This window comes from Bacillus sp. SRI_025, assembly GCF_057592095.1.
The window spans coordinates 172,519-199,098 of record NZ_JBYEGB010000007.1 but is presented as its reverse complement, the minus strand read 5'-3'; the positions used below and the strand labels follow the sequence as shown (position 1 = coordinate 199,098).

Genomic DNA, 26,580 nt, shown 5'->3' with positions numbered 1-26,580 from the left:
GGTAGTTGGGGGTTTCCCCCTGTGAGAGTAGGACGCCGCCAAGCTTTTTGTTTATATCCTTCCAATGGAAGAAGTTACTTTATCATTCCGCAGTAGCTCAGTGGTAGAGCTATCGGCTGTTAACCGATCGGTCGTAGGTTCGAGTCCTACCTGCGGAGCCATGCTTCCATAGCTCAGTAGGTAGAGCACTTCCATGGTAAGGAAGAGGTCAGCGGTTCGAGCCCGCTTGGAAGCTTTCCTCTATATGTTGATATGACAAGGTTTCTCGATGATGAGAAGGCTTTTTTTGTTTGTTTACATATATACTGAATTGCTCAATGATCAGTAGACTGATGACATTAGGAAAGCGAATAAAACGGCTTGCACAGTATTGTTGCATCGCTTTTTCCTTCTTTTTGTTCTTGATTCTTCATTCTCTTTCTTTTATTCTTACTAAAGTGATATCCTCTATATCAAAAGACTCTGTACGTTCCTCTTTTCCCCCGAAAGTGAAGTATCGTTTGTTTTCCCTTTCTTTATCTCCAGGTATAGTTGATCTTCTTTTTCCATGTACGGTATGTATATAAAAAGGAGTAGATGGTTTGAAAGATTTATTTGTAAAGCAAGAATGGTTTGGACATGTACGTCAGGACGTGCTTGCGGGTATATTAGTCGCACTGGCTTTAATTCCTGAGGCAATTGCGTTTTCGATTATTGCGGGCGTTGATCCGAAGGTCGGCTTGTATGCATCATTTTGTATCGCGATTGTGATTTCGTTTGTTGGTGGACGCCCAGGCATGATTTCGGCTGCAACAGGGGCTATGGCTCTCGTCATGGTTAACTTGGTCGCTGATTATGGGTTGCAATATTTGTTTGCAGCTACGATTTTGACGGGTTTGATTCAAATTGTGTTTGGATTGTGCCGAGTGTCTCGTTTGATGAAATTTATTCCGAGGTCCGTCATGGTTGGTTTTGTCAATGCGTTGGCTATTATGATTCTCATGGCTCAGCTTCCACATTTCGTTGGGGAATCAATGGCCATGTATATGATGACAGGTGGTGCCTTGCTGATCATTTATTTATTGCCTATGGTGATAAAGGTGATACCTTCCCCACTCATAGCCATTATTGTAATGACGATAATTGCTGTATTTGGACATATTGATGTTAGAACCGTTGGAGATATGGGAGAGCTTCCTAGTTCTTTGCCTGTTTTTCTGATACCTCAAGTTCCGTTTAACTGGGAAACACTTGCTATCATTTTTCCTTATTCTTTAGCACTTGCGATGGTTGGTTTACTTGAGTCTCTTTTAACCGCACAGATTGTCGATGATATGACAGAGACGTCTAGTAATAAGAACAAGGAAGCGAGAGGTCAAGGGATTGCCAATGTGGTTGCGGGATTCTTTGGTGGTATGGCTGGCTGTGCGATGATTGGCCAATCTGTGATTAATACGAAGGCAGGAGGACGAGGCCGGCTTTCTACCTTTGTAGCGGGTGCTTTTTTAATGGTGTTGATTTTTGTACTAGGTGATGTCGTGGTTCAAATTCCGATGGCTGCTCTAGTGGCTGTGATGTTCATGGTTTCCATTGGCACATTTGATTGGAGTTCCTTTCAGCAGCTAAAAAAGAATCCGAAAACAGATTCTATTGTGATGGTTGTCACGGTCATGACGGTGGTGTTGACTCATGATTTATCAAAAGGTGTTTTTGCAGGTGTACTGCTTAGTGCGATATTCTTTGTCGCAAAGATATCGAAGCTCCATATTACGTCTAAAGAAAGCCAGGCAGGTACTTGGGTATATCGAGTTAAAGGGCAAATTTTCTTTGCTTCTGTCACTGACTTGATCCAAGCTTTCCATCAGGGGAAAGAAATCCAATCTGTTGTAATTGATTTGTCTGAAGCACGTATATGGGATGAATCAGGCGTAGCAGCGATAGAACGTATAAAGGAAAGGTATCAAGCAAATGGCGTCCAGGTGGACGTAGTTGGAATGGATACATCAAGTCAAAAGCTTGTGAAACAAGTGAATGGTTCTTAAAAAGGCCTTTCTGTCTGTTACAATAGAAAAGGTAAGAAAGTGAAGGATGGAGGTGGCCGGCATGCTTTTGCGTTTGAATCAAGTGCTCGGCCGGATGATGCCGCTCATTACACCTTTTAGTGTGTTACTCGGTGTTTTATTGGCGGCTTACTTAAAGGATTATACGTTTTTAGTGCCATGGGTATTTGCTGTGATGACCTTTGCAGGGAGTTTGTCTTCTACTTTTTCGGCTTTAAAGCATACGGTGATGCACCCATTGCCTTTGATTTTATCGTTTATGATTTTGCATGTGTTGATGCCTCTTTATGCTTGGTCAGCGGGACATCTCATATTTGCGGGAGATGCCATGACGATCACTGGTTTGACACTTGCAATGGTGATTCCCACAGGAGTCTCTAGTTTAATATGGGCGGCAATGTATAAAGGGAATGTTGGATTAACGTTATCCATTATTTTAATTGATACAATGCTTTCGCCATTAATTGTGCCAGCCAGTTTGTCACTTTTGGCCGGTACACAAGTTCATATGGACATGGTGGCGATCATGAAAGGGCTGTTTGGGATGGTGGTGCTTCCATCTATTTTAGGTATGCTTGTTCGTCACTATGCAAAGCCTGATGTGACGAAAAAGATCAGTCAGACACTGTCACCTTTTTCAAAAATAGGCTTGTTTGTAGTGGTGTCGATTAACAGTTCTGTTGTTGCGCCTTACTTACGTGAACTGGATGCCGCATTTTTTAGCAAAGCAGCAACGGTGTTTCTCATTGCGATGAGCGGATATGCGTTTGCATGGTTGATTGGGAAGGCGATGAAATGTACTCAAGAAGAGATTGTGGCCATCGTGTATACGGGCGGTATGAGAAACATTAGTGCGGGGGCTGTGCTTGCCATTAGCTTTTTCCCGCCTGCTGTCGCTGTTCCTGTGGTGATTGGCATGCTGTTTCAGCAAGTGCTTGCTGCCTTATTTGGCTTCTTACTCAATCGTTTTGAGCTGAAAGCACCTGCTGTGACCAAGTCTTTCTCATGAAAAAAACCTCCATCCTTTGATAGATGGAGGTTTTTTGGTGATTTAATAGATGAGATATTTTTTTCGCTTCTTTTCGAATGTTTTGAGGTCATGATGATAACGTTTCATGATGTGTTTGACGGAAGTTCCTTTTTTGATTTCTTCTTTCATCCAGCCATTCCCGATGAGTTTGTCAAAACTGCCTGTTTGAAGGAACTGAAAGTCGTTAGGATATAAATCATGTATTGCTGTGATGATGGATAACCCCGTTTTCACCGCTTCGAAGGATGAGCGGTCTGTGACGTATAACTGCACACCGTGAGATAGTGTACCGGCATGTTTAGAAAATGTGGGGGTGAATGACACAGGTCTAAATTGAACGCCTTTTAGTTTTAGCTGATTTAAATGATCTGCCAGCTCGCTGCTATTGATATATGGTGCACCAATGAGCTCGAATGGTTTTGTCGTTCCTCTGCCTTCAGAGACATTTGTGCCTTCAATTAATCCTGTGGCAGGATATACAAAGGTACTATCCACTGTTGGCATGTTAGGGGAAGGAAGGACGAACGGCAGCTTCGTGTCATCAAATGTCATGGACCGTTTCCAATTTTTCATTTTGATGACTGTTACATCAGCATTGATATGAAACTCTTTGTTAAACAGTTTTGCAAGCTCACCAGTAGTCATTCCATGTCTTAGCGGGATTGGATAGAGCCCTACAAATGAGGCGTGTTCAGGCTCTAAAACAGGTCCTTCTACTTTTAGTCCGCCAATGGGATTTGGGCGGTCTAGGACAACAAAGGGAATGTTGTTTTCTTTAGCGGCTTCCATCGCATAGGCCATTGTATAAATATAGGTGTAATAACGAGTACCAACGTCTTGAATATCAAACAGCAGGACATCTACATTTTTTAGCATTTCAGGAGTTGGTTTTCTTGTTTTGCCATAAAGAGAGTAAACAGGAAGACCTGTTTTTTCATCGGTATAGGATTCGACGCCTTCTCCTGCTTGTGCATCGCCGCGCACGCCGTGTTCAGGCCCATATAAAGCAGTGAGCTTGATATCTGGATGTTCAAATAGGAGGTCGACACTGCTTTTCATATTTGCATCAATGCCAGTCGGGTTGGTAATGAGACCGACCCTTTTCCCTTTTAGCCATGAAAGATTGCTTGAGAGTAGTGTTTCGATCCCTGTTTTGACTGCTGCTTTTTTTCCTTTTGTGTCTGTTCGTTCTTGATCTGCGGGAGAGGCGGCGGTCAATGTGCTCATCATGAGAATGCTTGCGAGTATGAAACTTGCTGTTTTCTTCAAGAGAATCCCTCCTATTTGATCTGTTTCCCTTTCAAATTGAGTCCATAGCCGAATGGGTAAAGGGTTTGATTTGGATGAGTGACAGATGGGATATCAACTGGCAGTTTCCCTTTAGGTGATGCAGCTCCAAATATCACTTCTAGTCCAGCAGGAATATTTGGCTGATTGAATTGTCCGTTTGAGTAGCCTTTAAAACCGTACACAGCTAGTAAGGCATCAGCTTCTTCAAAATTTGCCGCATCATAAGGGTTTCTAAGACTCATGATGACCATTTTTTTATTTTGTGCTCCTGCTTCTTTCATGACAGCACGAGGGAAGGCAGTTGCCCATTTTTTTGGGTCCTGGACATTGTCATCAATTACGCCATCATTTACAGCTGGGTCATTTTGGACAACGTAAGAGCCAGTGATGACATAGTCAGCTTCTTGAATTAGTTTGGCAGAGTCTTTGGTGAACGTTTTATCCGCAAAAGCATATGACTGGATGCGTACAGGCTTGATCTTTTTTTGTTTTATGAGAGATTCGACTGTGACAGACATTGCTTTTGTCTGATCTTCGTAAGGTGCCATGACCACGATTTTGTCATTCTTTTTAGGCTTGAAAGGTAAGGTTTTTTTGTTGTTTTTAAGCAGGGTGATTCCTTCACGTGCCATTTTTTGTTCTGCTTGACGGTGCGATTTTTTCCCGACGACTTGAGTGGCTTTTTTGATTTTTTTCTCAAGACTGATTGGTTTTTTGGAGGAAATAATGCCGCGTTTGATTTTCAATTGAAGAATTTTTTCGACGGATTCGTTAATCTGCGACATCGGAATTTCTTTCTTTAAAATCGCTTGTTTGACCGCATTAAATACATTCTCCAGGTTTTTCTCTGTTTTTAATGAGGTAACTGGTGCTGGCATGAGAGCGATGTCGACGCCTGCTTTAATGGCCATCACTACGGCTTCTTCCTGTCCAAAATTTTCTGCAATCGCTTTCATGTTTAGGGCGTCTGTCACAACAACACCTTGAAAGCCCATCTCTTCTTTTAATAAGTGTGTGATGACTTTTTTTGATAAGGTTGCTGGAACCATGATGTCCTCGCCATCTTTCTTGCTTCGATACGTTGTGTCATCAATGGCAGGAAATTGCACATGAGCGGTCATGACCATATCTGCACCAGCATTGATCGCTTGTTGGAACGGATACAGCTCAACCTTTTTTAAACGATCTAGGTCATGCTCTACGAGCGGCAAGCCATAGTGACTGTCGACCGCTGTATCACCATGTCCCGGGAAATGTTTTAGTGTGGAAATGGTCTTTTCCTTTTGAAGTCCTTTCATGGTTTGAAGGCCAAGTCTAGAGACAAGAGCAGGATCAGAGCTAAAGGAACGGACACCAATGACGGGGTTGTTTGGGTTGTTATTCACATCAAGCACAGGAGAGAAGTTTGTATTAATCCCCAAGGCGTTTAATTCTTTTCCGATGATTTTTCCTGTGTCATATGCATTTTTTTTGCTTCTAGAGGCACCAATCGACATATTTCCTGGGAAATGTGTTCCCTTTTGTAACCTTGTGACGATTCCGCCTTCTTGATCAATAGAAATGAGTAAAGGAATGTTTGGTGATGCTTTTTGAAATTCGTGGGTGAGTTTCACGGTTTGTTCCGTATCAACGACATTCTCCGCAAATAAGATGACACCACCTAGATGATATTTTTCTACAAGGTGAGATACTTCGTTATTCATCTTTGTGAAGCCTGTAGGTGCGGATTCATCTTTTGTTTGCCAATTGCGAAAGTCCGGCATGAGCATTTGACCTATCTTTTCATCCAGTGACATGTCTTGAACCATTTGTTTAGCGGTGGGCAGAGAGGCAGAGCTAACCTTTTCCGTTGGAATGGAAGAGGTTAGCAGGGCTAAAACTAGTGCAGCGGGAAAGAGAGCTTTCAACATCGAATTCCTCCTTTTACTTAAAAGATTCGTAGATTGCAGTCATGATGCTTCCATAAGTACCAGTTGGGAACAGGTCACCTTCAAATTGATTAGGATTGGTTTCTGGTGAAACAACGGGTGAATGTTTCTTATTCGTCAGCAAGACGACACCTAAATTGTGTTTAGGATCAATCAACGTCATTGTGCCGGTCCAGCCAGTATGTCCATAGGCTTCGTTACTTGCATATTTTCCAAACATCCATTCCATGTCAGTATGACCGTTTTTTCTCCAGCCTAGCCCGTAAGTTGGGTTCGTATCAGAGGAGGCTGTAAAGAGATCGATGGAAGCTTGATCAAAGATGGTTGTTTTTCCATAGCCTCCTTTGTTAAGCATCAGCTGAAGCAGCACGGCCATATCTGAGGTATTCGAGAAAAGTCCAGCGTGGCCGGAGATACCTGCCATTGAGTAATATGCTTTCTCGTCGTGTACTTCACCTAGCAGGGTGTACCGTCGGATGTTTTCAAAATCGATTACACCGTCTCGTGAATTGCCTAAACGTTCTGTTGCTGCAAAATGCTTCGGCTTGAAGCCTTTTTGCAGCGGATTGAACATTGTGTGTTTGAGACCTAACGGCCGATAAATGGTTGACTCGACATATTGATCAAGAGGCATGCCTGTTTTCTTCTCGATGATCATGCCCAGCAGCATGTAATCAATATCACTATAAATGTGCTGGGTACCTGGCTTGTATTGCAGCGGTACTTTTGGCAGCCATTTCATCGTTGTTTTTCTATCTTGAGAATAAAAAGAGCCAGCTGATTCTTTGCTATAAAATAAGACACTAGAAGGGAGACCGGCAGAATGGGTGAGAAGATCCTTTACCCGGAGCTGGTCTTTACCGGTTACCTTTGCATCAGGTTCATCCTGAAAATCTGGAAGGATGGTCTGTATTTTTTCGTTGACATCAAGTTTTTTCTCGTAGACAAGCTTTTGCAGGGCATAGTTGGTCGCATACATTTTTGTATTGGATGCCAAATCGAATAGTGTATCCTTTTTCATTTTTTTATATGATTTGAGCGCTGTTGTACCATCGTATTTTTGCCGGTAGCCATAGGCTTTTTGATGGACGATCTTTCCGTCCTTGATAATGATGAGAGCGGCTCCTGGAAATCCTGCTTTGATGTCATTTTGAATCATTTGATCAACCTTCCTCAGCTGCCTGGAAGAAAAACCTACTTGTTCCGGTCGTTTTGCTTTTTTTAAGACGGGATATTCTTCAGGTGCTGTTTTAGACAAAGACGATACAGGATGGGAGCTAGTTGCAAATGTTTGTACTGGTAACCCAAGGAGCATGAGCAGACATGTGATCAAGAGAAAACATTTCTTCAAGGTCTAGACCTCCTTATTGATTGTGATCCTCGAATTCAACAGCCATATCATCATGAAATCCAAATAAGTATGTGAAGAAAAATCCAGCAACATATGCGATAAATAGTCCAATTAAGTAAAGAAGCATTTGATGTGTGTGAACAATAAAGGTTAATGGAAGACCAGATACACCGATGGCTTTCGTCGCGATTTGGAAGTAGGCTTGAAAAGCGCCGCCGATTCCTGCACCAAGACAAGCGGTGAGAAATGGTCGTCCTAGCGGGAGTGTGACACCAAAAATGAGTGGTTCACCAATGCCCAGCATCCCAGAAGGAAGTCCACCAGCAATGGCTCTTTTGAGCTTTTTCTTTTTTGTTTTCATATATATGGCGAATGCAGCGCCTACCTGTCCTGCACCGCCCATAGCGAGAATTGGCAGAAGCGGGTCATCTCCAATTGAATTGATGAGTTCCATATGAATCGGTGTCAGCCCTTGATGAAGTCCTGTTACAACAAGTGGAAGGAAGGTCGCACCAAGAACAAATCCTGCGAAGATTCCGCCCATATTTAATAAGTAAGTCAGTCCTGAGGTGATGGCATCAGATATAAATCCGCCGACTGGCATGAAGACAACATATGTGAAAATGCCTGTAATGAGTAGTGTGATGGTTGGTGTGACGATGATATCAAGAGATTGCGGGACGAAGCGTCTAATTCGGGTTTCCACAAGTGCCATAAAGATGGCGGCTAGAAGAACACCGATGAGTCCGCCTCTGCCTGGTAGAATATTTGTGCCAAATAACATAATGTCTGCGGAGGCTGGGTTAATAATGAGAATACCAGCTAATGCGCCTAATGCAGGAGAGCCTCCAAATTCCTTTGCGGCGTTTGTTCCGACTAATATCCCTAGGTAGGCGAAAAGGCCAGAACCTATAACTGTTAAAATAACTGCGGCTTGAGATTTTTCGTCAAGCCAGCCTGCTTGCACGATCGCTTTTGTAATCCCAGTAATAAGCCCTGAAGCAACAAGTGCCGGAATGATTGGAATGAAAATGCTGGCAATCCGCCGTAAGAACAGCTTGAACGGTGTGCGGTTTTTTTGTGAAATGGCTTGCTTGTTTTTTTGTGCTTCGTTGTTTAAATCATAAGAGCCAGACGCATTTAGAAGCTGTTCAAACGCACTTGATACTTGGTTGACAACACCGGTACCTAAAATGATTTGAAGCGTTTCTGCTTCGACGACGCCAATAACGCCATCGAGTTCTTTGATTGCTGTGATGTGAACTTTTTCATTATCGATCGGTGTAATTCGAAGACGTGTCATACAATGTGTATGGGAAGAGATATTTTCAGAACCACCACAGAGTGAAAGAATGTCTTTCGCCAACTGCTGATATTTCTTTTGATGACTCATGTTGAATCCCCCTTTGTTTTTCGTTTCATGGAGCGGATGGCATGCCTTGTCTTGTCAATATATTGCGCTGTCTCTTCATATTGACGAGAAGCTAAACTGAGGAACAAGACATCAATTAAGTAGAGCTGTGCCATTCTAGAGGAAGTGGCAGCACTGCGAAAAGGTGCTTCATTGGAACCGGACGTCGATAGGTGAACATCACATAAAGCAGAAACGCTAGTATGACCTGGATGTGTTAAAGCAATGGTTTTCACTTGGTTGTCTTTTGCGAGCTGAAGGGCTTGAATGATGTCTAACGTTTCTCCTGAAAAGGAGATACCAAACACAATGTCATTCTCTCCTGCATTTGCAATGACCGTAGATGCAATGTGCATGTCAGTGAAGGCTGTCGCTGCATAGTTAATTCTGAGAAATTTCTGCTGGGCATCAGCTGCGACGATGCCAGATGCACCAACACCGATAAAATGAATTTGGTTTGCATTCAGCAGTAATTGAACAGCCTTTTCTAAAGCATCTGCATTTAAAATAGAAGCGGTGTCCTTAATCGATTGAATCGAGTTTCCAGCTGTTTTTTGAATAATGGATTGAAGTGGTTCATCTTGTTCGATATCTCTGTAGCCTTGTTTATCGTCATGCATCAAGTCTCCAGCGATCCGCATTTTTAAATCTTGATAGCCATCCAGCCCGAGAGATTTACAAAGACGGATGACTGCAGAGCTGCTTGCGCCGGCTGCCTGACTGATTTCGTGTACTGTACTTTTAATGACTTTGTCAGGATGGGCAAGGATATAGTCTGCAATGATTTTTTCAGATTGGGGGAGCTTTGATTTGATTGTGTGTAGTAGGGTAAGTCCACCTGCTGACATGAGCTCTACCTCCTTTAGGATTGATAACGTGAGATCGCTTTGTCGATATGACCATTCGTTTTGCTCAGTAAATCTTTGGCTGTTTTCTTGTCTGTGTTTGTTTGGAGCATGACGATGGCGGTTTTGACTTCTAAGTCTGCTGCTTCGAGAGTCTTCACGGCTTGTTCGTAGGAAGCATTTGTCACATGTTGAATGATGGTGATGGCGCGTTCTTTTAATTTATGATTGCTGACTTTAACATCAACCATCAGGTTTTCATATACTTTGCCTTGTCTGATCATGACTGAGGTGGAAAGCATATTTAAAATCATTTTATGAGCGGATGCTGCTTTCATTCTTGTTGACCCAGTGATGGCTTCTGGTCCTACAATGACCTCAATGGCGCAATCTGCAAGCTCGCTAATTTCTGCTTGTTTATTGCAGCTGAGTGCTACTGTTTTAGCTCCAATTGACTTTGCATAGTTTAAAGCGCCGATGATATAAGGTGTCCTGCCGCTTGCGGCAATTCCGACGACTGTATCTTTTGATGTCAGGTGGATGTGTACTAAATCCTGTTTGCCGGCTTCTTCACTATCTTCCACATCTTCGGCAGCTTGAGAAAAAGCTGAGTCTCCGCCTGCCATGATGCCTACAATGACATCAGGTGAGACGCTATAGGTTGGGGGACATTCGACAGCATCCATTACGCCAATTCTGCCGCTTGTTCCGGCGCCTAAATAAACGAGTCTGCCTCCATTTGAGATGGATTCATAGGCAAAGTCACTTGCTGTTTTGACATGGGGAAGTACAAGGTTGACTGCTTGAGCGACCTTCATATCTTCTTCATTAATCATCTGGAGTATTTCAAGCGGATCTGCTTGAGAAATTCCCATTGTGTTGGGGTTTCTTGATTCTGTTGTCAAAGAACGCAGTTGAGATGGCTGCATGTGACATACCTCCTTATTTCTTCATTTTCAGTATATTGAGTATGGTACGAAATTTCAATATTATATTTGAATATTGAAATTATATTTCAGTAGAAATGTTGAATAAATAGGGAGCAAATAGTTAGAAAATAAAAAAAATAAAAATCCCCTTTACAAAAGGGGGACAACCTGTATATAATAACTTTTGTCAGCTTCACGGAAACAACAAACTTGACAAACTGGCCCGTTGGTCAAGCGGTTAAGACACCGCCCTTTCACGGCGGTAACACGGGTTCGAATCCCGTACGGGTCACCATGATGTGGAGGATTAGCTCAGCTGGGAGAGCATCTGCCTTACAAGCAGAGGGTCGGCGGTTCGAGCCCGTCATCCTCCACCATATGCCGGTGTAGCTCAACTGGTAGAGCAACTGACTTGTAATCAGTAGGTTGGGGGTTCAAGTCCTCTTGCCGGCACTGTTTTATCTTTATCAATTCCATATGTGGAGGGGTAGCGAAGTGGCTAAACGCGGCGGACTGTAAATCCGCTCCCTCCGGGTTCGGCGGTTCGAATCCGTCCCCCTCCACCATTTTTGGGCTATAGCCAAGCGGTAAGGCAACGGACTTTGACTCCGTCATGCGTTGGTTCGAATCCAGCTAGCCCAGTTAAGACACCTTTTTCAAAAAGGTGTCTTTTTTTATGTTGGCGGAGGGACTGTATAACTATTCAAAATGTTGTCGAGTTGAGTCAGAAGGCATCAAGAAAGTAAAATATAAGCATGAACGGAAAGGGGATGTACATATGGGAGAGCAAAAGAAGGTCACGATTGTTGGAGTTCCGATGGACTTGGGGCAAACGAGAAGGGGCGTCGATATGGGGCCGAGTGCGATTCGTTGTGCAGGCGTAAAAGAAAAATTGGAAACGCTCTCATTTGATGTGGAGGATCTAGGAGATATTCCAGTTGAACAAAGAGATGATGAGAAAGGTTTATATACAAGTGAAAAGCTAAAAAATTTGACCGAGAATGCTGGGGCGAATCAGCTGCTTGCTGAGAAGGTTGACAGTATTGTGCAATCAGGTTCGTTTCCGCTCATTTTAGGTGGTGATCACAGCATTGCGATTGGCACACTTGCTGGGGTAGCCAAGCATTATGAAAACTTAGGAGTCATTTGGTATGATGCACACGGGGATTTGAATACGGAGGAAACCTCTCCTTCTGGAAATATTCATGGCATGCCGCTTGCTGTCAGTCTTGGTTTTGGGCATGCTGATTTAACAAACATTGGCGGTTATTCGCCTAAATTGAAACCTCAAAATGTCGTTATAATTGGTGCTCGATCCTTAGATGAAGGAGAGCGGGCATTGATTCGAGAGAAAGGCATTAAAGTCTATACGATGCATGAAATTGATCGTTTAGGGATGACAAGGGTGATGGAGGAAGCTATTGCTTATCTAAAGGAAAGAACAGATGGTGTCCATCTCTCGCTTGATTTAGACGGGCTAGACCCAGCGGAATGCCCTGGTGTAGGCACTCCGGTAGCAGGCGGCATTAGTTACCGGGAGAGTCATCTTGCAATGGAGCTTTTAGAGGAGGCGGGTATTTTAACGTCTGCTGAATTTGTTGAAGTAAATCCGGTTTTAGATGAGAAAAACAAAACAGCAGAAGCGGCTGTGGCATTAATTGGATCGTTAATGGGTGAAAAGTTATTGTAGAGCGGGACTTGTTCCCGTTCTTTTTTGTTTTGGGAAAATTTAAGGATATGTTAAGGTTTTTACCGGTTGATAAGCGTAACACACTGTCAAAAATTTGTTACACTATTTTTTAGAGGAGAATGAAACCTTTTGGAAAGAGGTTCGTATACATAAAGACCGGTGAAGGCAGAGGTTGAATATACTATGGACACAATGATTAAAAAGAGAATTAAGCAAGTGAAAAAAGGCGACCAGAACGCATTTGCAGACATCGTAGACCTGTATAAAGACAAAATTTATCAGCTGTGCTACCGTATGCTTGGGAATGCACATGAAGCGGAGGATATTGCGCAGGAGGCGTTTATTCGTGCTTATGTGAATATCGAAAGCTTTGATGTGAATCGTAAGTTTTCCACGTGGCTGTACCGCATTGCAACCAACCTGACCATCGACCGTATTCGCAAAAAAAAGCCGGATTACTATTTAGATGCAGAGGTGGCAGGAACAGAAGGATTAAATATGTATTCTCAAATTGCTGCTGATGGCATTTTGCCAGAGGATGAGGTGGTGTCTCTTGAATTATCGAGCACCATTCAGCAAAAAATTCTAAGATTACCCGACAAATATCGTTCGGTCATCGTATTAAAGTATATTGATGAACTCTCGTTAAAAGAGATTAGTGAGATTCTGAATATACCAGTTGGTACGGTGAAAACGAGAATACACAGGGGTAGAGAGGCTCTCCGGAAACAGTTGAGAGACCTTTGAGTGAGGTGATTTTGATGAGCTGTCAGGATAGAATCGTCCAGCTTATGCATCAGTATTTAGACGGGGACATTGAGCCCCAAGACGAAAAAGAATTAAAAAGCCATCTGCAATCGTGTGAGGAGTGCCGTACTCATTTTCAACAAATTGAGAAATCCATCGCGCTAGTGCAGAGTACATCTCATATAGAAGCACCATCTGATTTCACTGCAAAGGTGATGGCAGGTCTTCCAAAGGAGAAAAAGCGTGTGTCGGTTCAAAGATGGATCAAAGCTCACCCGCTGATGGTAGCCGCTGCCCTCTTTCTCATTTTAATGGGAGGTAGTCTGTTCACGAGCTGGAATACCGATCATAATTTCAGTGTGTCAAAGCAGCCGAATCTCGTCGTTGAAAATGATACAGTGACCGTACCTAAAGGGGAAACCGTAAAGGGTGATGTCACTGTCAAAAATGGCAAGCTGATTGTAGAAGGCAAGGTTGATGGAAATGTCACCGTCGTCAATGGGGAACAGTTGACTGCTTCTGCCGGACAAGTCACTGGTCAAATTAATGAAATTAATGAAGTGTTTGATTGGATCTGGTACAAAATGAAATCAACAGCACAAAACGTAATGCGGGTCATTGGGCCAGAGGAGCAAAAGTAACTCAATCGGCTTAAGAGCAGTCTCTAAGGGGGCTGCTCTTTTTCTATACATTTGTGAGATTCACGCATACTAACAAGTCAGCCAGATATGGCAACTATTTTCCTTGCTGAAACAAAATGTGGTATAATAGCCACGCTATGTATTGATACATAGGCTCTTTTTATATTAAAAAAATGCATCAAACGAAGAATAACTGAAAATTCTGGAGGACGAGGAAATGGCTTTAGGGGATATTCCTTTTTTGCAGTACCTCGGTAATGCTGTTGATATTCTCGTTGTTTGGTATGTGATATATAAATTAATGATGGTCATCCGCGGAACAAAAGCGGTTCAGCTTTTAAAGGGAATTGTGGTCATTGTTCTCGTCAGGATGGGAAGTGCGTATCTCGGTCTTAACACACTTCAATGGCTGATGGATCAAGCGATTACGTGGGGATTCCTTGCGATCATTATTATTTTTCAGCCAGAGCTAAGGAGAGCGCTTGAGCAGCTTGGGCGCGGCCGTTTCTTCTCAAGAAGCGGGACACCTGTAGAGGAACAGCAGCAGAAAACGATCGAGGCAATTACAAAAGCAATTAACTATATGGCGAAACGCAGAATCGGCGCGCTGCTGACAATTGAGCGCGATACCGGAATGAATGATTACATAGAGACAGGGATTCCTTTGAATGCAAAGGTGAGTTCAGAGCTGCTCATTAATATTTTCATTCCGAATACACCGCTTCATGACGGTGCTGTCATTATGAAGCGGGATGAGATTGCAGCTGCAGCTTGCTATTTACCGCTGTCAGAAAGCCCTTTTATCTCTAAGGAGCTTGGGACGCGTCATAGGGCGGCAGTCGGAATTAGTGAAGTGACAGACAGCTTAACTGTCATCGTTTCTGAGGAAACTGGCGGCATTTCTGTCGCAAGGAATGGTGATCTTCACCGAGAATTGACAGAAGAAGCGCTTGAAGAAATGCTGATTGCTGAATTTAGTAAGAACAGCAAAGATGCTTCCTCGACCAAATGGTATTGGAGGGGCAAGAAAAATGGATAAGATTTTGAATAATCGCTGGGCCGTTAAGCTTCTTGCATTGGTCTTCGCTTTATTGCTGTATGGTGCAGTCAATTCAGCGCAAGCGCCCACGCCGAAAAAAATCGGTGAATCCTTTTTCCCAACATCGACGACAGATGAAGCAACTTTAACTGACATTCCTGTTAAAGCGTATTATGATGACGAGAAATACGTTGTCACTGGTGTGCCGCAGACAGTCAATGTCACGATTAAAGGATCAACAAGTGCTGTGAAAACAGCAAGGCAAACAAAGAATTTTGAAATTTACGCAGACATGCAGAACTTATCGACAGGTACACATAAAGTGGAGCTGAAGGCAAGAGATGTATCGAAGGGGCTCACACTATCGATTAATCCATCTGTGACGACTGTGACGATACAAGAAAAAACGACAGCTGAATTTCCTGTTGAAACAGAATTTTATAATCAAAATAAAATCAAAGACGGCTATTCACCTGAACAGCCTATTGTGAATCCGAAAAAGGTCACAGTTACTGGATCAAAGGACGTCATCGACAAAATTTCTGTCATTAAAGCTTTTGTGAATTTAGAGGATGTCAATCAGCAAATTGAAAAAGAAGCGAAGCTGACTGTGTATGATAGCAGCGGGAATGAGCTGCCAGTCGAAGTAAGTCCGTCCGTGGTGGATATTACGGTTCCAATCTCGAGTCCGAGCAAAAAGGTTCCGTTTAAACTTGAGCGGACGGGCAGCTTGCCAGAAGGGATCAGCATCTCAAGCATTGAGACAAGCCCGAGTGAGGTCACAGTGTACGGCTCTCAAAAGGCACTGGATGCACTTGATTTTATTGATGGCGTCAAGCTGGACCTAAGTAAGATCAAAGATGATACGGAGATTGATGCCGATATTCCGCTGCCAGATGGTGTGAAAAAGGTATCACCCGAAACTGTTAAGATCAAAGTGAAGGTTGCAACAGCTGAAGAAAAAAAGATCGATAATGTACCGATTTCTGTCGTGGGTTTGAGCAAGGATCTCACATCTGATTTTGTGAGCCCATCTTCTGGACGGATCACGTTAACAGCAAAGGGGTCGAAGAGTGCGATTGATAAACTAAAGGCTTCAGATGTTGAAGCCTATATCAATGCAGGGGACTTGAACGAAGGAACCCATGAGGTCAAAGTTCAAGTGAATGGTCCTCAAAATGTGACATGGACATTATCAAGATCAAAGGTCAAAGTGAAACTCACTTCTACTGATACAGAGGATCAGCCGGCGTCGACGAATGATCGAAAGGATCAAAAAGATCAAAAAGATCAAAAAGATCAATCAACTGATGATGATGATCAGAGTGAGAAGAGTAAAGAAGAATCCACACAAGATAAAGCAAAGAAAGAATCAAGTCAAAGACAGCCGGTCAAAGAAGATAAAAAAGAGGACGAAGCGTCCTCTTGAATGGAAAAAGGAGCGATTGAAACATGGGCAAGTACTTTGGAACTGATGGTGTAAGGGGTGTAGCAAATAGCGAATTAACACCAGAGCTCGCATTTAAAGTTGGGAGATTTGGCGGCTATGTGCTCACAAAAGATAAAGAACGTCCAAAGGTACTCGTTGGACGAGACACACGTGTATCCGGTCATATGCTGGAAGGAGCGCTCGTTGCAGGCTTACTTTCAATTGGAGCTGAAGTGATGCGTCTAGGTGTGATCTCAACACCTGGTGTGTCTTATTTAACGAAGGCAATGGATGCTGAAGCGGGTGTCATGATTTCTGCTTCACACAATCCAGTTCAAGACAACGGCATTAAATTCTTCGGCGGTGACGGCTTTAAGCTGTCAGATGAACAGGAGAATGAAATTGAGCAGCTGATGGATCAGCCAGTCGATCAATTGCCACGCCCGGTTGGAGCGGATCTTGGAACGGTCAATGACTATTTTGAAGGCGGTCAGAAATACTTACAATTCTTGAAGCAGACAGCAGACGAGGATTTCACAGGTATTCACGTGGCGCTTGACTGTGCACACGGTGCAACCTCTTCTCTAGCGACACATTTATTTGCAGATTTAGATGCTGATGTGTCTACAATGGGAACATCACCAAATGGACTGAATATCAATGATGGTGTAGGCTCAACTCATCCAGAGGCACTTTCTGCATTTGTGAAGGAGAAGGGTGCAGATATTGGTCTTGCGTTTGATGGTGACGGTGACCGTTTAATTGCAGTCGATGAAAAAGGTGATATCGTAGACGGCGATCAAATTATGTACATATGTGCACGTTATTTGAAGGATGAAGGCCGATTAAAGGATGACACCGTCGTGTCAACGGTCATGAGCAACCTTGGTTTTTATAAAGCGCTTGAGAAGCAAGGCATTAAGAGCATTCAAACTGCTGTTGGTGACCGCTATGTGGTCGAAGCGATGAAAAATGATGGCTATAATGTCGGCGGTGAGCAATCAGGCCATTTGATTTTCCTTGATTACAATACGACAGGTGATGGCATGCTTTCTGCGATCATGCTTGTGAATACGCTCAAAGCGACAGGAAAAACATTATCAGAGCTTGCAGCGGAAATGGAAAAGTTCCCGCAGCTTTTAGTGAATGTGAAAGTGTCTGATAAATATAAAGTAGAAGAAAATGAAAAAGTAAAAGCAGTGATCCAAGAGGTCGAAAAAGAGATGAATGGTGACGGCCGTATCCTTGTTCGTCCATCTGGAACAGAACCGCTTGTACGTGTTATGGCTGAGGCAAAAACAAAAGAGCTGTGTGATGAATATGTGGCTCGAATTACGGCTGTTGTGAAAGAGGAAATGGGTATTGAGTAATAGATGAAAGCAAATCGCTAGCAGCGGTTTGCTTTTTTTTGAATAAACGACATAATTGGATGGATCTGTACGAATCATATAAGTGAGGGCAACTTGAAGCTGCCTTCATACATAGGAGAGCACATCAAAGGTAGAACGTGACAAGCCTCATCGCATATAGTGTAGGGAGGTCTCACTTTCTCAAATGAAGGCAATCACCTGCTAAATTGTGATTGACGGAGGTCAGACCTTATAGTACAATCATCCTTGTGTTACTGGATTTTTATTCTATCAGGAAAGGCAGGGTAGATGTTCAGAAACTCTCTTATAATTATAGCGCCCGAACTAAGCGATCGGACGAAAGATGCTTAGTTGACGAGGATGGAGGTTATCGAATTTTCGGCGGATGCCTCCCGGCTGATCAAAAAAAGAGATCACAGCCGTAAGTGTTTCTTTAAACCAAAGAGGTGACTCTTTGTACAAAGGGAATACACATGATCTCCCAAAATAAACATGTAGAGAGGGACGAAGAAATGTCCCTTCTATTTTAGTAGGCTTTCTTTGTCCCTTTCACATGATCGGGAGGAAGAATATTTATGTGTGGAATCGTAGGTTATATTGGTCAGAATGATGCGAAGGAAATCTTATTAAAAGGTTTAGAGAAGCTTGAGTACCGCGGGTATGACTCAGCAGGTATCGCTGTGGCAAACGAAGAAGGCGTGCATGTGTTCAAAGAAAAAGGACGTATCGCTGAGCTTCGTGAAGTTGTTGATGCAAACGTGGCATCTTCAGCAGGAATTGGACATACACGCTGGGCAACTCACGGTGTACCAAGCCATCTAAATGCGCATCCGCATCAAAGTGCTTCTGGCCGTTTTACGCTTGTTCATAACGGTGTCATCGAGAACTATGTACAATTGACACGCGAATATTTACAAGACGTCACACTAAAAAGCGACACAGATACAGAGGTTGTTGTTCAAGTCATCGAACAATTTGTGAATAGAGGTCTTGATACAGAGGAAGCTTTCCGTCAAACGCTTCTTCAACTAAAAGGCTCTTACGCAATTGCCCTTTTCGATAACGAAAACAAAGAAACAATCTATGTGGCGAAAAACAAAAGCCCATTATTGGTTGGTTTCGGCGAAGATTTCAACGTTGTGGCATCTGACGCAATGGCGATGCTTCAAGTAACAAACGAATATGCGGAATTAATGGATAAAGAAATGGTCATTGTCACAAAAGACGAGGTTATTATTAAAAACCTTGACGGTGATATCATGACACGTCCTTCTTATATCGCTGAGCTTGATGCAAGCGACATTGAGAAAGGCACATATCCTCACTACATGTTAAAAGAAACGGATGAACAGCCGCTTGTTATGCGTAAAATCATCCAAGAATATCAAGACGAAAACGGCAAGTTGTCAGTTGCTGGCGATATCGCCAGCGCAGTAGCAGAAGCAGACCGCATCTACATCGTGGCTTGCGGAACAAGCTACCATGCTGGACTTGTCGGTAAACAATACATTGAAGACTGGGCGAAAGTACCTGTAGAAGTCCATGTAGCAAGTGAATTCTCTTACAACATGCCGCTTCTATCGAAAAAACCGTTGTTCATCTTCCTTTCTCAATCTGGGGAGACTGCGGACAGCCGTGCTGTACTTGTTCAAGTTAAAGAGCTTGGTCATAAAGCATTAACGATCACAAACGTACCAGGATCTACGCTTTCTCGTGAAGCGGACTTCACATTGCTTCTTCATGCAGGACCAGAAATTGCAGTGGCTTCAACAAAAGCCTACACAGCACAAATCGCTGTACTTGCAATCCTTGCATCCGTTGCAGCTGAATTAAACGGTCAATCTCTTGACTTTGATCTTGTGAAAGAGCTTGGTATTGTAGCAAACGCAATGGAAGCCCTTGTCGATCAAAAGGATGAAATGGAACAAATCGCTCGTGACTTCTTCACAGTGACACGTAACGCATTCTTTATCGGAAGAGGACTTGACTACTATGTGTGCCTTGAAGGTTCACTGAAGCTAAAAGAGATCTCTTACATCCAAGCAGAAGGCTTTGCTGGGGGAGAACTCAAACACGGCACGATTGCTTTAATTGAAGAAGGCACACCGGTCATTGCCCTTGCAACACAAGAGCACGTGAACCTCAGCATACGCGGTAACGTCAAAGAAGTCGTTGCACGCGGAGCAAACCCATGTGTCATCTCACTAAAAGGCCTAGAAGACGAAGGCGACCGTTTCGTCCTTCCAGCTGTACACCCAGCACTTGCACCACTTGCATCTGTTGTTCCATTACAGCTAATCGCTTACTACGCAGCCCTTCACCGCGGGTGTGATGTGGATAAACCACGTAATCTTGCGAAGAGTGTGACAGTGGAGTAGGGATTAAATAAAAAAAGCTTTTATACCCCTTTAGATATCGTTTTCTAAAGGGGTATTTTTGTGTTAAAAGAACTAGAACGTACGAAGTTCGTTGATTAAGGGTACAATACATGGGTTATAATGAGCTCAGTACATTATAAATAGAATGCCAAACGCACCTTGCGCAGGTAATACAAGTTAATATTTAAAAAAGAAAGAGAGCAGACACATGACGAAACATAAAATTTACACAATGAGCTTTGCAAAAGTCTATCCTCTCTACATCGCAAAGGCAGAGAGAAAGGGAAAAACGAAGGCTGAAGTCGATACGATTATTTGTTGGTTAACAGGGTACAGTCCAGAAGAGCTGCAGGAACAGATAGATAAACAGATAGACATTGAAACCTTTTTTGCTGAGGCTCCTGAGCTTCATCCTTCCCGCAGTTTAATCAAAGGAGTCATTTGTGGTGTCCGGGTAGAGGACATTGAGGAAGAAACTATGAAAAACATTCGGTATATGGACAAGCTGATTGATGAGTTAGCGAAAGGAAAGAAGATGGAAAAGATTTTGCGAGGTTCATCATGAGAATAACTAGCAAGCCCAGTGAATAACCTTCACTGGGCTTTTTTATATTTATAGACCATTCGACCAATAAAAATAAAATCTATTTGAACGAATTCTCTCTTCATGTCGTCAAAAGAAGTGATACCAAAACAAATTGGCGTTTGAAAAGGGAGTGGCGTGGATGGATATGAAGATGATATTACCTCTTATTTTGCTGCAAGCGATTTTGATGGTGATTGGTTTATTTGATTTGTTGAAAAGAGACCCATCGAGAATCAGAGGAGAGGTGAAGTGGGTTTGGGCTTTGGTGATTGTGTTTGTGGCGAGTGCCGGTCCTATTGTGTATTTCATTTTTGGCCGTAAACAATCTTAATAGGGGGGATTCGCTTGAATATGCTGGAGTGTCATGGGTTGACGAAATCGTATGGCCCGAATGAAGTGTTAAAAGATGTCTCGTTTTCTGTTGGGGAGATTGGATGTGTTGGCTTTTTAGGTGCCAATGGGGCGGGGAAGACAACAACGATCCGGATTCTCACAGGGCTTGCTCGTCCAACTTCTGGGGTCGTGAAGGTGGCAGGTTTGGATGTCACAAAGGAGATGGATCAAATCAGTCATGTGATAGGGTATTGTCCGCAGCATCCTGCATTTTATCAGGATATGACGGGGCAGGAGTGGATGAATTGGGTTGGCGGGTTATTTCATTTAGAGAAAAAAATCATTCGTTCCAAAACAGAGGAGCTGTTGAAGCTTTGTGGTGTGTATGAGGCGAAGGATCGTGCCATTGGCAGCTACAGTGGAGGGATGAAACAAAGACTTGCCATTGCTCAGGCGCTCATCAACAGCCCGAAGGTTCTGATCTTGGATGAACCTGTGTCTGCACTTGATCCAATGGGAAGAAAAGATGTCCTGACTTTGATTGAGCGTCTGAAACAAGAGATGTTGATCTTTATGTCGACCCATATTTTAGATGACATTGAACGTGTGGCAGATCATATTATCATGATCAACAGTGGCAAAATTGAGATGTCTTCTTCCATAAAACAGATTAAAGAAGACTATATCCAGCCAGTGATTGAATTTCAATTAGAACAACAGAATACGAAATTAGTGGCTTTGCTAAAAGAGCGGCATTGGGTGGAGGAATGCATTGAGACAGAAAACGCTTATCAGGTGCGAGTCAAAGATCAACAAACGGCATTGAAGGAGCTGCCTCGTCTCATCACTGAAGCTGGCGGTGTTCTCCTCCATTATCAACTATCTAAGCTGACACTTGAAGATATTTTCATGAAGGTTGTGAATGCATAATGATGTTGAAAAAGGAATTTAGGGAATTATTCACTAGCTATAAAATTTTATTTGTTCCTATCATTTTTATGATTTTAATGATTACACAGCCTATTACGCTCAAAATGCTGCCAGATCTTCTATCGAAATCAGCTAATTTACCTGAAGGGTCTACATTTTATATACCAGAGCCTAGTGCTGGAGAGGCTTTGGCGAGTGCATTGAGTAAATTTGATTCGCTAGGTGTGTTTATCCTGATTATGATCGTGATGGGGACGATCGCTGGAGAGCGTGCCTCTGGAGTGACCGCGATGATTATGGTGAAACCGATCAGTCGAACGAGTTACTATGTCTCGAAAATATGCGCCTATGCCTGTTTGACTTTGTTTAGTTTGGTGGTGGCAGTGCTTGCCTCTGTTTATTATGTGGACATTCAATTTGGGCATGTGGATTGGATGAATGTGTTAAAAGGAACACTTCTTTATTATCCAAATTTATTGCTGATTGTGGTATCGACCATTTGTGCTTCGGCGTTCTTTCAACGTTCTGTCACAGCTGGCGGTGTGTCGCTTTTGATTAACCTTATTCTGTTTACCGTTCCTTCATTTTATGAAGAGACATTAGGGAAGTTTGCGCCTAAAGGCGTGACAAGTGCAGCCGAAGAGATGATTCATAAGGGGACTTATTCGGATCAGGCACTTACAAGTCTTCTAGGTGTATCGGTATTGATTGTTTTCTTTTTTCTCGTCGGATGGTTTCTTTTTAGAAAACAAGAATTATAGCAGGCTGTTGCGATTATTTCTGAAGGTTTACTTTGAGCATAAAAATCTGAATAGGGTAGAAAGTTTGATATGATGATAAAAATTGACTGTATTTTCAGAAAAGGGGTTTTTATCAATGAGAACATCACGTAATCCTGAGACCATTCATCCGCCAGCCGCACCATATACCCATCAAATAGAAACAACAGGACCTCAGCGGTGGTTAACCCTATCAGGTCAAGTGGGGATGGAAGCGGATGGGACAATTCCCGAGAGCCCGTTGGCGCAGCTCGAACTAGCGTTAGAGAATGTGAAGCGAAACGTAGAAGCGGCAGATATGGCTGTGGAAGATATAACGAAATTAGTATTTTATCTCGTAGGAGAGTTCGATGCTGAGAGCAGGAAACAAATCATGGGGCAGTTTTTAGGCGATCATCTGCCTTGTATGACGATGATTTATGTGGTGGCATTGGCATCTCCTGCTTTAAAGGTAGAGGTGGATGCTTGGGCGTGTCAGGAGATGGTTTTGGGTTAATAGATAAAAGATTGGGATACTGCAACCCAATCTTTTTTATTTTCCCGTTGTATATAGAATAGATTACCTCATTCCTATTACCTTGTTATTCTCTATATGGTAATATTAGGGTTAATGATTAGTGGGTCTAATGACATTCGTTTTTGATTTTTAACACACCATAGATAAGCATACATCACTCTAATCAAAGGGAGAGATTTGATGCCATTCATGGAGGTTCAGAATGTAAGCAAACGATATAGCAATGGTGATGGGATAGAGGATTTGTCGTTTTCCATCGAAGCAGGTGAGGTTGTGGCACTGCTTGGGCCTAATGGTGCCGGGAAGACGACAACGATTCGATGTTTAACGGGTCTATATAAACCAGATGGAGGGGAAATTCTCATAGAGGGTTTCCCGCCTGATCATTCCCATGTTCAAAAACAAGTCGCGCTTATTCCTGATCACCCCTATTTGTATCCAGACCTAACGGTTGCTGAACATGTTCAATTCCGTGCACGTGGATATCATAAAGGCTTAAAACAGATCAAGGAAAAGGTATATGGAGCGTTGAAAGAAGTACATATGGAAAAAAAGATGAATGAACTGTGCGGAAGGCTGTCAAGAGGTCAAAAGCAGCGTGTCGTCTTAGCAGGAGCCATTGTTCAAGATGCCTCCCTTTTTATATTAGATGAACCGACTGTCGGGTTAGATATTCCATCAAAACAGTGGCTGTCGGATTGGCTGAGACAAAAAAGTAGTCAAGGTGGGTCGATCTTCGTGTCGACTCATAGTCTGGAGTTTGTCCTTGATACGGCTAGCAGGGTTGTATTGATTCGAGATGGTGCCATCATGAAGAGTATGGATGTTCCTCAATTAAAGGAAGAACAGGCTGAGTGGAGGGCAGAAGTCATTCAACTTCTGGGGGAGTGGTCAAGTGAATAACACACTCTCCCTTTTATGGATGAAATCTCAAAGGCGCTTTATCAATAAAAATCAAGAAAAGAAAATGCCTTTTCTGATCTCACTTCTTTTCATTGCGGCAATTGGTTTTCAGCTAAGCGCAGTTTCAAGTATGGGTGATTGGAATGCGGTTGCAGCTGGGTGGATCATTGTCTGTTTGTTTGTTCTCTATACGGGGTTTGGCTTGTTTACAAATCGGCTGCCTAGTCAAATGAACGATATCATTTGGTTATATGGAAATGGCGCTTCTCTATGGACAGTTGTCATCAGTGTATGGTTGTATCACATTTTTTGGCGAGGGGCACTTCTTATTGTCTCTGCTGTGGCTGCGGATCTACTTCTGTTTTTTATGACGCATCAGTACCCGTTTCTGCTTGGAAAATCACTCATCCTGACAGGGCTGTTATGTTTGGTTGAAACTTGGATGATTGCGATGTCTTGTGCTAGAAGCATTCGAGTATACAAGCGTTTGCTCTTAATCAGTTTTTTATTGATGTTTTGCTGCTTTGCAGTGCTCGCTTTGAATCAGTTGATGATGAAACAGCCCTCATTAATGAACATTGCTGATTCTTTGATGTTTCAAGCTGGGCGTATGATCGAAGAGTTCTCCATTCTTTCTGTCGTCATTTTTATTGGAGTGATGTTTCTATCTTTCATGATGATGTACAAGGCTAGTCATCGTTTAGAAATGAAGGAGTCTTTAGTCAAAGAAGCAGTATTTTGGGAGGAATTTGAGGGGAAACATATTCAATCAAGTCCAATCGTTCAAAAAAAGAGCAGGACATGGTGGGGACTTCCAGCATTAACGGGCGTTTGGACTTTTCTTTGGATTGAATTATTGCTGATAAAAAAGTATATGATTTTCCATGTACTATCTACTATGCTGTTAATTGGTACTTACTATGTTGTCTTTACTTATTTTTCAGATTGGCTGAATCTATTCTTGATCGTCATCGCGGTATCTGTTCTTTTTAGTTCATATTATGCAGGGATTGTAAGACATGCGCAAACAGGAGCGCTTTACCTTTTTCCAGGCGTTTTATATCAAAAAATCATTCTGTTAGAGGTGTTTCAAACCTTTTGGCTGTATGCTTTCTACTTGATTTCTCTTTATTTGGTTGAGATTCAGGATGTTTTGTATTGGACCTTATTTGGTGGAGGAGTTTATATATGGTTTTTGGCCATACGGCTCTTTGCCTTTATGCAGCCTCTGAGAAGAGAAAGGAGTTTTGCTTTGGCCGCCTATTATCGATCATTGGTATTTGCGTCTGTGATCAGTGCTATGGTCATAATTAGCATTCATCTCATCAATGATGGCTTGTTGACTACAATTGTATCCCTAGTGGCTGGAGCTGGATTTTATGTGCTTTGTTATCGATACCGTGCGGTTCATTAAAAAGAGGAGTTGATTGTAAATGAAACCAGAAAATAAGCTGTCTCAATCCGTTCAACAATTGGCCAATACAAATGAAGTAACGATCGTTCAAGCAATGGGGGAGTTGAGAAAATCAGGAAAAGATGCAGTGCCCGTGCTTGTTGAAGCTTTAAAAGAAAAAGGCTCTCTGCGGAACATTGCAGCAGCTGTACTTGGTGAATTTGGAGCATATGCGGGGGACGCAGCAGAACCGCTAGCTCGGCTATTAGAAAGTGACGAAGAAGATACAAGAATGGCCGCTGCCATGTCACTCATGAGGATTGGGCAACCTAGCTTGCCATTTCTTCTGCCACTTGCTAAACGTTATGAGGGACCTACTTGTTTCTGGGCATCATGGTGTATCTCTTGGATTGATCCATCAAAAATTGAAAAAAACATGTACGAGTGCTTAAAACAAGAACAAGAAAATCCAACAGGCAGCGTTACTCCTTTTGCTGCAGAGGAAGCATTAGGAAAAATCATCGCCTTTCAGCTAAAAGATAAGGGGGATGAATAGTGGGAACGCAGAAACTCAACTGGCCTGAGCATCTTCCTTGGATGTGCCCTTAAGATCAAAGGAGTTTTTAGAGTCAATGAATAGCTTGGAAAAAGGGAGATACCGGCTGGTTAGAAAAACATTCATTTGGTTAGTAAGTATCAAGGAGGAGAGAGTGTTGTTTCAATCAAACAAAGAATTAAAAAGAAACGTCATTTTTTTCGCAGGTGTTGGAGCGGTTTTGCTGATTTTAATGATGCTGAAATGGTTGCCGATTTCTGCAGACTGGGAAATGGCGTTGATTTTATTCGGTTTGGGAATGTTGTTTTATTTGAAGCGAATGCTGCGGAAAGAAGAAAGTCATAAGTCATAATTATTCAGTATGAAACCTAGAATGTATATTCTAGGTTTTTTATTAAATTTACCTTAAAACACACTTTTTCACATGGGTATATGAACCAATTTATTGAAACTGTGGTAGGATAAA

At 42.6% G+C, this 26,580-nt stretch carries 24 protein-coding genes and 7 tRNA genes; 25 read left to right on the top strand and 6 right to left on the bottom strand.

What is annotated here, in order from left to right:
• Nucleotides 1-86 precede the first annotated feature (86 nt).
• The 4 genes from AC20OE_RS17760 to AC20OE_RS17745 all read left to right on the top strand — a co-directional run bounded on the left by AC20OE_RS17760 (nucleotide 87) and on the right by AC20OE_RS17745 (nucleotide 3,048).
• Nucleotides 87-161, top strand: a tRNA-Asn gene (locus tag AC20OE_RS17760).
• Between the two features lies 1 nt (nucleotide 162).
• A tRNA-Thr gene (locus tag AC20OE_RS17755) sits at nucleotides 163-235 on the top strand.
• Nucleotides 236-581: 346 nt separating this feature from the next.
• Nucleotides 582-2,021 (top strand): SulP family inorganic anion transporter, encoded by a 1,440-nt coding sequence (locus AC20OE_RS17750; RefSeq protein WP_099662833.1) that lies wholly within the window; start codon nucleotides 582-584, stop codon nucleotides 2,019-2,021.
• Between the two features lie 61 nt (nucleotides 2,022-2,082).
• The gene (locus AC20OE_RS17745; RefSeq protein ID WP_059374457.1) at nucleotides 2,083-3,048 is read left to right on the top strand and encodes a bile acid:sodium symporter family protein; all 966 of its coding nucleotides are present in this window, start codon (nucleotides 2,083-2,085) and stop codon (nucleotides 3,046-3,048) included.
• A 42-nt stretch (nucleotides 3,049-3,090) separates the two neighbouring features.
• Here the strand turns inward: AC20OE_RS17745 and AC20OE_RS17740 are convergent, their stop codons facing one another.
• Genes AC20OE_RS17740 through murQ form a run of 6 tightly spaced genes read right to left on the bottom strand, consistent with a single transcriptional unit; the run spans nucleotide 3,091 to nucleotide 10,823 of the window.
• Nucleotides 3,091-4,299: an exo-beta-N-acetylmuramidase NamZ family protein gene (locus tag AC20OE_RS17740; RefSeq protein WP_371412175.1), complete on the bottom strand. Its 1,209-nt coding sequence runs from the start codon at nucleotides 4,297-4,299 to the stop codon at nucleotides 3,091-3,093.
• A gap of 50 nt (nucleotides 4,300-4,349) precedes the next feature.
• The gene (locus AC20OE_RS17735; RefSeq protein WP_487269066.1) at nucleotides 4,350-6,269 is read right to left on the bottom strand and encodes a glycoside hydrolase family 3 protein; all 1,920 of its coding nucleotides are present in this window, start codon (nucleotides 6,267-6,269) and stop codon (nucleotides 4,350-4,352) included.
• A 13-nt stretch (nucleotides 6,270-6,282) separates the two neighbouring features.
• A complete protein-coding gene (gene pbp4b / locus AC20OE_RS17730; protein ID WP_126682112.1) occupies nucleotides 6,283-7,638 on the bottom strand; it encodes a penicillin binding protein PBP4B in 1,356 nt (451 codons plus the stop codon).
• Nucleotides 7,639-7,651: 13 nt separating this feature from the next.
• Entirely contained in the window at nucleotides 7,652-9,031 is a 1,380-nt protein-coding gene (locus AC20OE_RS17725) for a PTS transporter subunit EIIC (protein ID WP_064498206.1), read from the bottom strand.
• Nucleotides 9,028-9,897, bottom strand: coding sequence for a MurR/RpiR family transcriptional regulator (locus AC20OE_RS17720; RefSeq protein WP_058837196.1), 870 nt, complete (start codon nucleotides 9,895-9,897; stop codon nucleotides 9,028-9,030). Before AC20OE_RS17720 ends, AC20OE_RS17725 begins: the two co-directional genes overlap by 4 nt.
• 14 nt (nucleotides 9,898-9,911) lie before the next feature.
• On the bottom strand, nucleotides 9,912-10,823 hold the full coding sequence (gene murQ / locus AC20OE_RS17715; RefSeq protein ID WP_099662836.1) for an N-acetylmuramic acid 6-phosphate etherase: 912 nt from the start codon (nucleotides 10,821-10,823) through the stop codon (nucleotides 9,912-9,914).
• 220 nt (nucleotides 10,824-11,043) lie between these two features.
• On the opposite strand from murQ, the gene AC20OE_RS17710 reads away from it, so the two are divergent.
• The 21 genes from AC20OE_RS17710 to AC20OE_RS17610 all read left to right on the top strand — a co-directional run bounded on the left by AC20OE_RS17710 (nucleotide 11,044) and on the right by AC20OE_RS17610 (nucleotide 26,466).
• Nucleotides 11,044-11,118 (top strand) — tRNA-Glu (locus AC20OE_RS17710).
• Between the two features lie 6 nt (nucleotides 11,119-11,124).
• Nucleotides 11,125-11,200, top strand: a tRNA-Val gene (locus AC20OE_RS17705).
• Nucleotides 11,201-11,203: 3 nt separating this feature from the next.
• A tRNA-Thr gene (locus tag AC20OE_RS17700) sits at nucleotides 11,204-11,276 on the top strand.
• A gap of 28 nt (nucleotides 11,277-11,304) precedes the next feature.
• Nucleotides 11,305-11,389: transfer RNA gene (locus tag AC20OE_RS17695), tRNA-Tyr, on the top strand.
• Between the two features lie 4 nt (nucleotides 11,390-11,393).
• A tRNA-Gln gene (locus AC20OE_RS17690) sits at nucleotides 11,394-11,465 on the top strand.
• A gap of 136 nt (nucleotides 11,466-11,601) precedes the next feature.
• A complete protein-coding gene (gene rocF / locus AC20OE_RS17685; protein ID WP_059374512.1) occupies nucleotides 11,602-12,513 on the top strand; it encodes an arginase in 912 nt (303 codons plus the stop codon).
• A 183-nt stretch (nucleotides 12,514-12,696) separates the two neighbouring features.
• Nucleotides 12,697-13,260 (top strand): RNA polymerase sigma factor SigW, encoded by a 564-nt coding sequence (gene sigW / locus AC20OE_RS17680; protein WP_024424449.1) that lies wholly within the window; start codon nucleotides 12,697-12,699, stop codon nucleotides 13,258-13,260.
• Between the two features lie 14 nt (nucleotides 13,261-13,274).
• On the top strand, nucleotides 13,275-13,901 hold the full coding sequence (gene rsiW, locus AC20OE_RS17675) for an anti-sigma-W factor RsiW (protein WP_024424448.1): 627 nt from the start codon (nucleotides 13,275-13,277) through the stop codon (nucleotides 13,899-13,901).
• Nucleotides 13,902-14,118: 217 nt separating this feature from the next.
• Nucleotides 14,119-14,940 carry a diadenylate cyclase CdaA gene (gene cdaA / locus AC20OE_RS17670; RefSeq protein ID WP_008344027.1) on the top strand — a complete coding sequence of 274 codons (822 nt, stop codon included), beginning with the start codon at nucleotides 14,119-14,121 and terminating at the stop codon, nucleotides 14,938-14,940.
• Nucleotides 14,933-16,369, top strand: a complete 1,437-nt coding sequence (locus AC20OE_RS17665) for a CdaR family protein (protein ID WP_212044582.1) — start codon at nucleotides 14,933-14,935, stop codon at nucleotides 16,367-16,369. Before cdaA ends, AC20OE_RS17665 begins: the two co-directional genes overlap by 8 nt.
• Before the next feature lie 23 nt (nucleotides 16,370-16,392).
• Entirely contained in the window at nucleotides 16,393-17,739 is a 1,347-nt protein-coding gene (gene glmM, locus AC20OE_RS17660) for a phosphoglucosamine mutase (RefSeq protein ID WP_058837200.1), read from the top strand.
• 575 nt (nucleotides 17,740-18,314) lie between these two features.
• A complete protein-coding gene (gene glmS, locus AC20OE_RS17655; protein ID WP_008360582.1) occupies nucleotides 18,315-20,117 on the top strand; it encodes a glutamine--fructose-6-phosphate transaminase (isomerizing) in 1,803 nt (600 codons plus the stop codon).
• 208 nt (nucleotides 20,118-20,325) lie between these two features.
• Entirely contained in the window at nucleotides 20,326-20,682 is a 357-nt protein-coding gene (locus tag AC20OE_RS17650; RefSeq protein WP_487269065.1) for a DUF2200 domain-containing protein, read from the top strand.
• 160 nt (nucleotides 20,683-20,842) lie between these two features.
• Nucleotides 20,843-21,034, top strand: coding sequence for a PLD nuclease N-terminal domain-containing protein (locus tag AC20OE_RS17645; protein ID WP_039176060.1), 192 nt, complete (start codon nucleotides 20,843-20,845; stop codon nucleotides 21,032-21,034).
• A 14-nt stretch (nucleotides 21,035-21,048) separates the two neighbouring features.
• A complete protein-coding gene (locus AC20OE_RS17640) occupies nucleotides 21,049-21,966 on the top strand; it encodes an ABC transporter ATP-binding protein (RefSeq protein WP_487269064.1) in 918 nt (305 codons plus the stop codon).
• Nucleotides 21,963-22,727 carry an ABC transporter permease gene (locus tag AC20OE_RS17635; RefSeq protein ID WP_081258432.1) on the top strand — a complete coding sequence of 255 codons (765 nt, stop codon included), beginning with the start codon at nucleotides 21,963-21,965 and terminating at the stop codon, nucleotides 22,725-22,727. The genes AC20OE_RS17640 and AC20OE_RS17635 overlap by 4 nt, the downstream gene beginning before the upstream one ends.
• Before the next feature lie 115 nt (nucleotides 22,728-22,842).
• Complete coding sequence (locus AC20OE_RS17630; protein ID WP_487269063.1) at nucleotides 22,843-23,241, top strand: RidA family protein; 399 nt, start codon at nucleotides 22,843-22,845, stop codon at nucleotides 23,239-23,241.
• A gap of 201 nt (nucleotides 23,242-23,442) precedes the next feature.
• Nucleotides 23,443-24,165 carry an ABC transporter ATP-binding protein gene (locus AC20OE_RS17625; protein ID WP_487269062.1) on the top strand — a complete coding sequence of 241 codons (723 nt, stop codon included), beginning with the start codon at nucleotides 23,443-23,445 and terminating at the stop codon, nucleotides 24,163-24,165.
• The gene (skfF, locus tag AC20OE_RS17620) at nucleotides 24,158-25,579 is read left to right on the top strand and encodes a sporulation killing factor system integral membrane protein (protein ID WP_487269061.1); all 1,422 of its coding nucleotides are present in this window, start codon (nucleotides 24,158-24,160) and stop codon (nucleotides 25,577-25,579) included. The genes AC20OE_RS17625 and skfF overlap by 8 nt, the downstream gene beginning before the upstream one ends.
• A 19-nt stretch (nucleotides 25,580-25,598) precedes the next feature.
• Nucleotides 25,599-26,114 (top strand): HEAT repeat domain-containing protein, encoded by a 516-nt coding sequence (locus AC20OE_RS17615; protein ID WP_198457156.1) that lies wholly within the window; start codon nucleotides 25,599-25,601, stop codon nucleotides 26,112-26,114.
• 157 nt (nucleotides 26,115-26,271) lie between these two features.
• Nucleotides 26,272-26,466, top strand: a complete 195-nt coding sequence (locus tag AC20OE_RS17610; RefSeq protein WP_059374483.1) for a hypothetical protein — start codon at nucleotides 26,272-26,274, stop codon at nucleotides 26,464-26,466.
• Nucleotides 26,467-26,580: the final 114 nt, after the last annotated feature.

Bases quoted from the DNA above. Each gene is read 5' to 3' on its own strand.
- AC20OE_RS17745 (WP_059374457.1), top strand. From the start codon at position 2,083: ATGCTTTTGCGTTTGAATCAAGTGCTCGGCCGGATGATGCCGCTCATT.
- AC20OE_RS17740 (WP_371412175.1), bottom strand. From the start codon at position 4,299: ATGATGAGCACATTGACCGCCGCCTCTCCCGCAGATCAAGAACGAACA.
- AC20OE_RS17735 (WP_487269066.1), bottom strand. From the start codon at position 6,269: ATGTTGAAAGCTCTCTTTCCCGCTGCACTAGTTTTAGCCCTGCTAACC.
- AC20OE_RS17725 (WP_064498206.1), bottom strand. From the start codon at position 9,031: ATGAGTCATCAAAAGAAATATCAGCAGTTGGCGAAAGACATTCTTTCA.
- AC20OE_RS17720 (WP_058837196.1), bottom strand. From the start codon at position 9,897: ATGTCAGCAGGTGGACTTACCCTACTACACACAATCAAATCAAAGCTC.
- murQ (WP_099662836.1), bottom strand. From the start codon at position 10,823: ATGCAGCCATCTCAACTGCGTTCTTTGACAACAGAATCAAGAAACCCC.
- rocF (WP_059374512.1), top strand. From the start codon at position 11,602: ATGGGAGAGCAAAAGAAGGTCACGATTGTTGGAGTTCCGATGGACTTG.
- sigW (WP_024424449.1), top strand. From the start codon at position 12,697: ATGGACACAATGATTAAAAAGAGAATTAAGCAAGTGAAAAAAGGCGAC.
- rsiW (WP_024424448.1), top strand. From the start codon at position 13,275: ATGAGCTGTCAGGATAGAATCGTCCAGCTTATGCATCAGTATTTAGAC.
- cdaA (WP_008344027.1), top strand. From the start codon at position 14,119: ATGGCTTTAGGGGATATTCCTTTTTTGCAGTACCTCGGTAATGCTGTT.
- AC20OE_RS17665 (WP_212044582.1), top strand. From the start codon at position 14,933: ATGGATAAGATTTTGAATAATCGCTGGGCCGTTAAGCTTCTTGCATTG.
- glmM (WP_058837200.1), top strand. From the start codon at position 16,393: ATGGGCAAGTACTTTGGAACTGATGGTGTAAGGGGTGTAGCAAATAGC.
- glmS (WP_008360582.1), top strand. From the start codon at position 18,315: ATGTGTGGAATCGTAGGTTATATTGGTCAGAATGATGCGAAGGAAATC.
- AC20OE_RS17650 (WP_487269065.1), top strand. From the start codon at position 20,326: ATGACGAAACATAAAATTTACACAATGAGCTTTGCAAAAGTCTATCCT.
- AC20OE_RS17645 (WP_039176060.1), top strand. From the start codon at position 20,843: ATGGATATGAAGATGATATTACCTCTTATTTTGCTGCAAGCGATTTTG.
- AC20OE_RS17630 (WP_487269063.1), top strand. From the start codon at position 22,843: ATGAGAACATCACGTAATCCTGAGACCATTCATCCGCCAGCCGCACCA.
- AC20OE_RS17625 (WP_487269062.1), top strand. From the start codon at position 23,443: ATGCCATTCATGGAGGTTCAGAATGTAAGCAAACGATATAGCAATGGT.
- AC20OE_RS17615 (WP_198457156.1), top strand. From the start codon at position 25,599: ATGAAACCAGAAAATAAGCTGTCTCAATCCGTTCAACAATTGGCCAAT.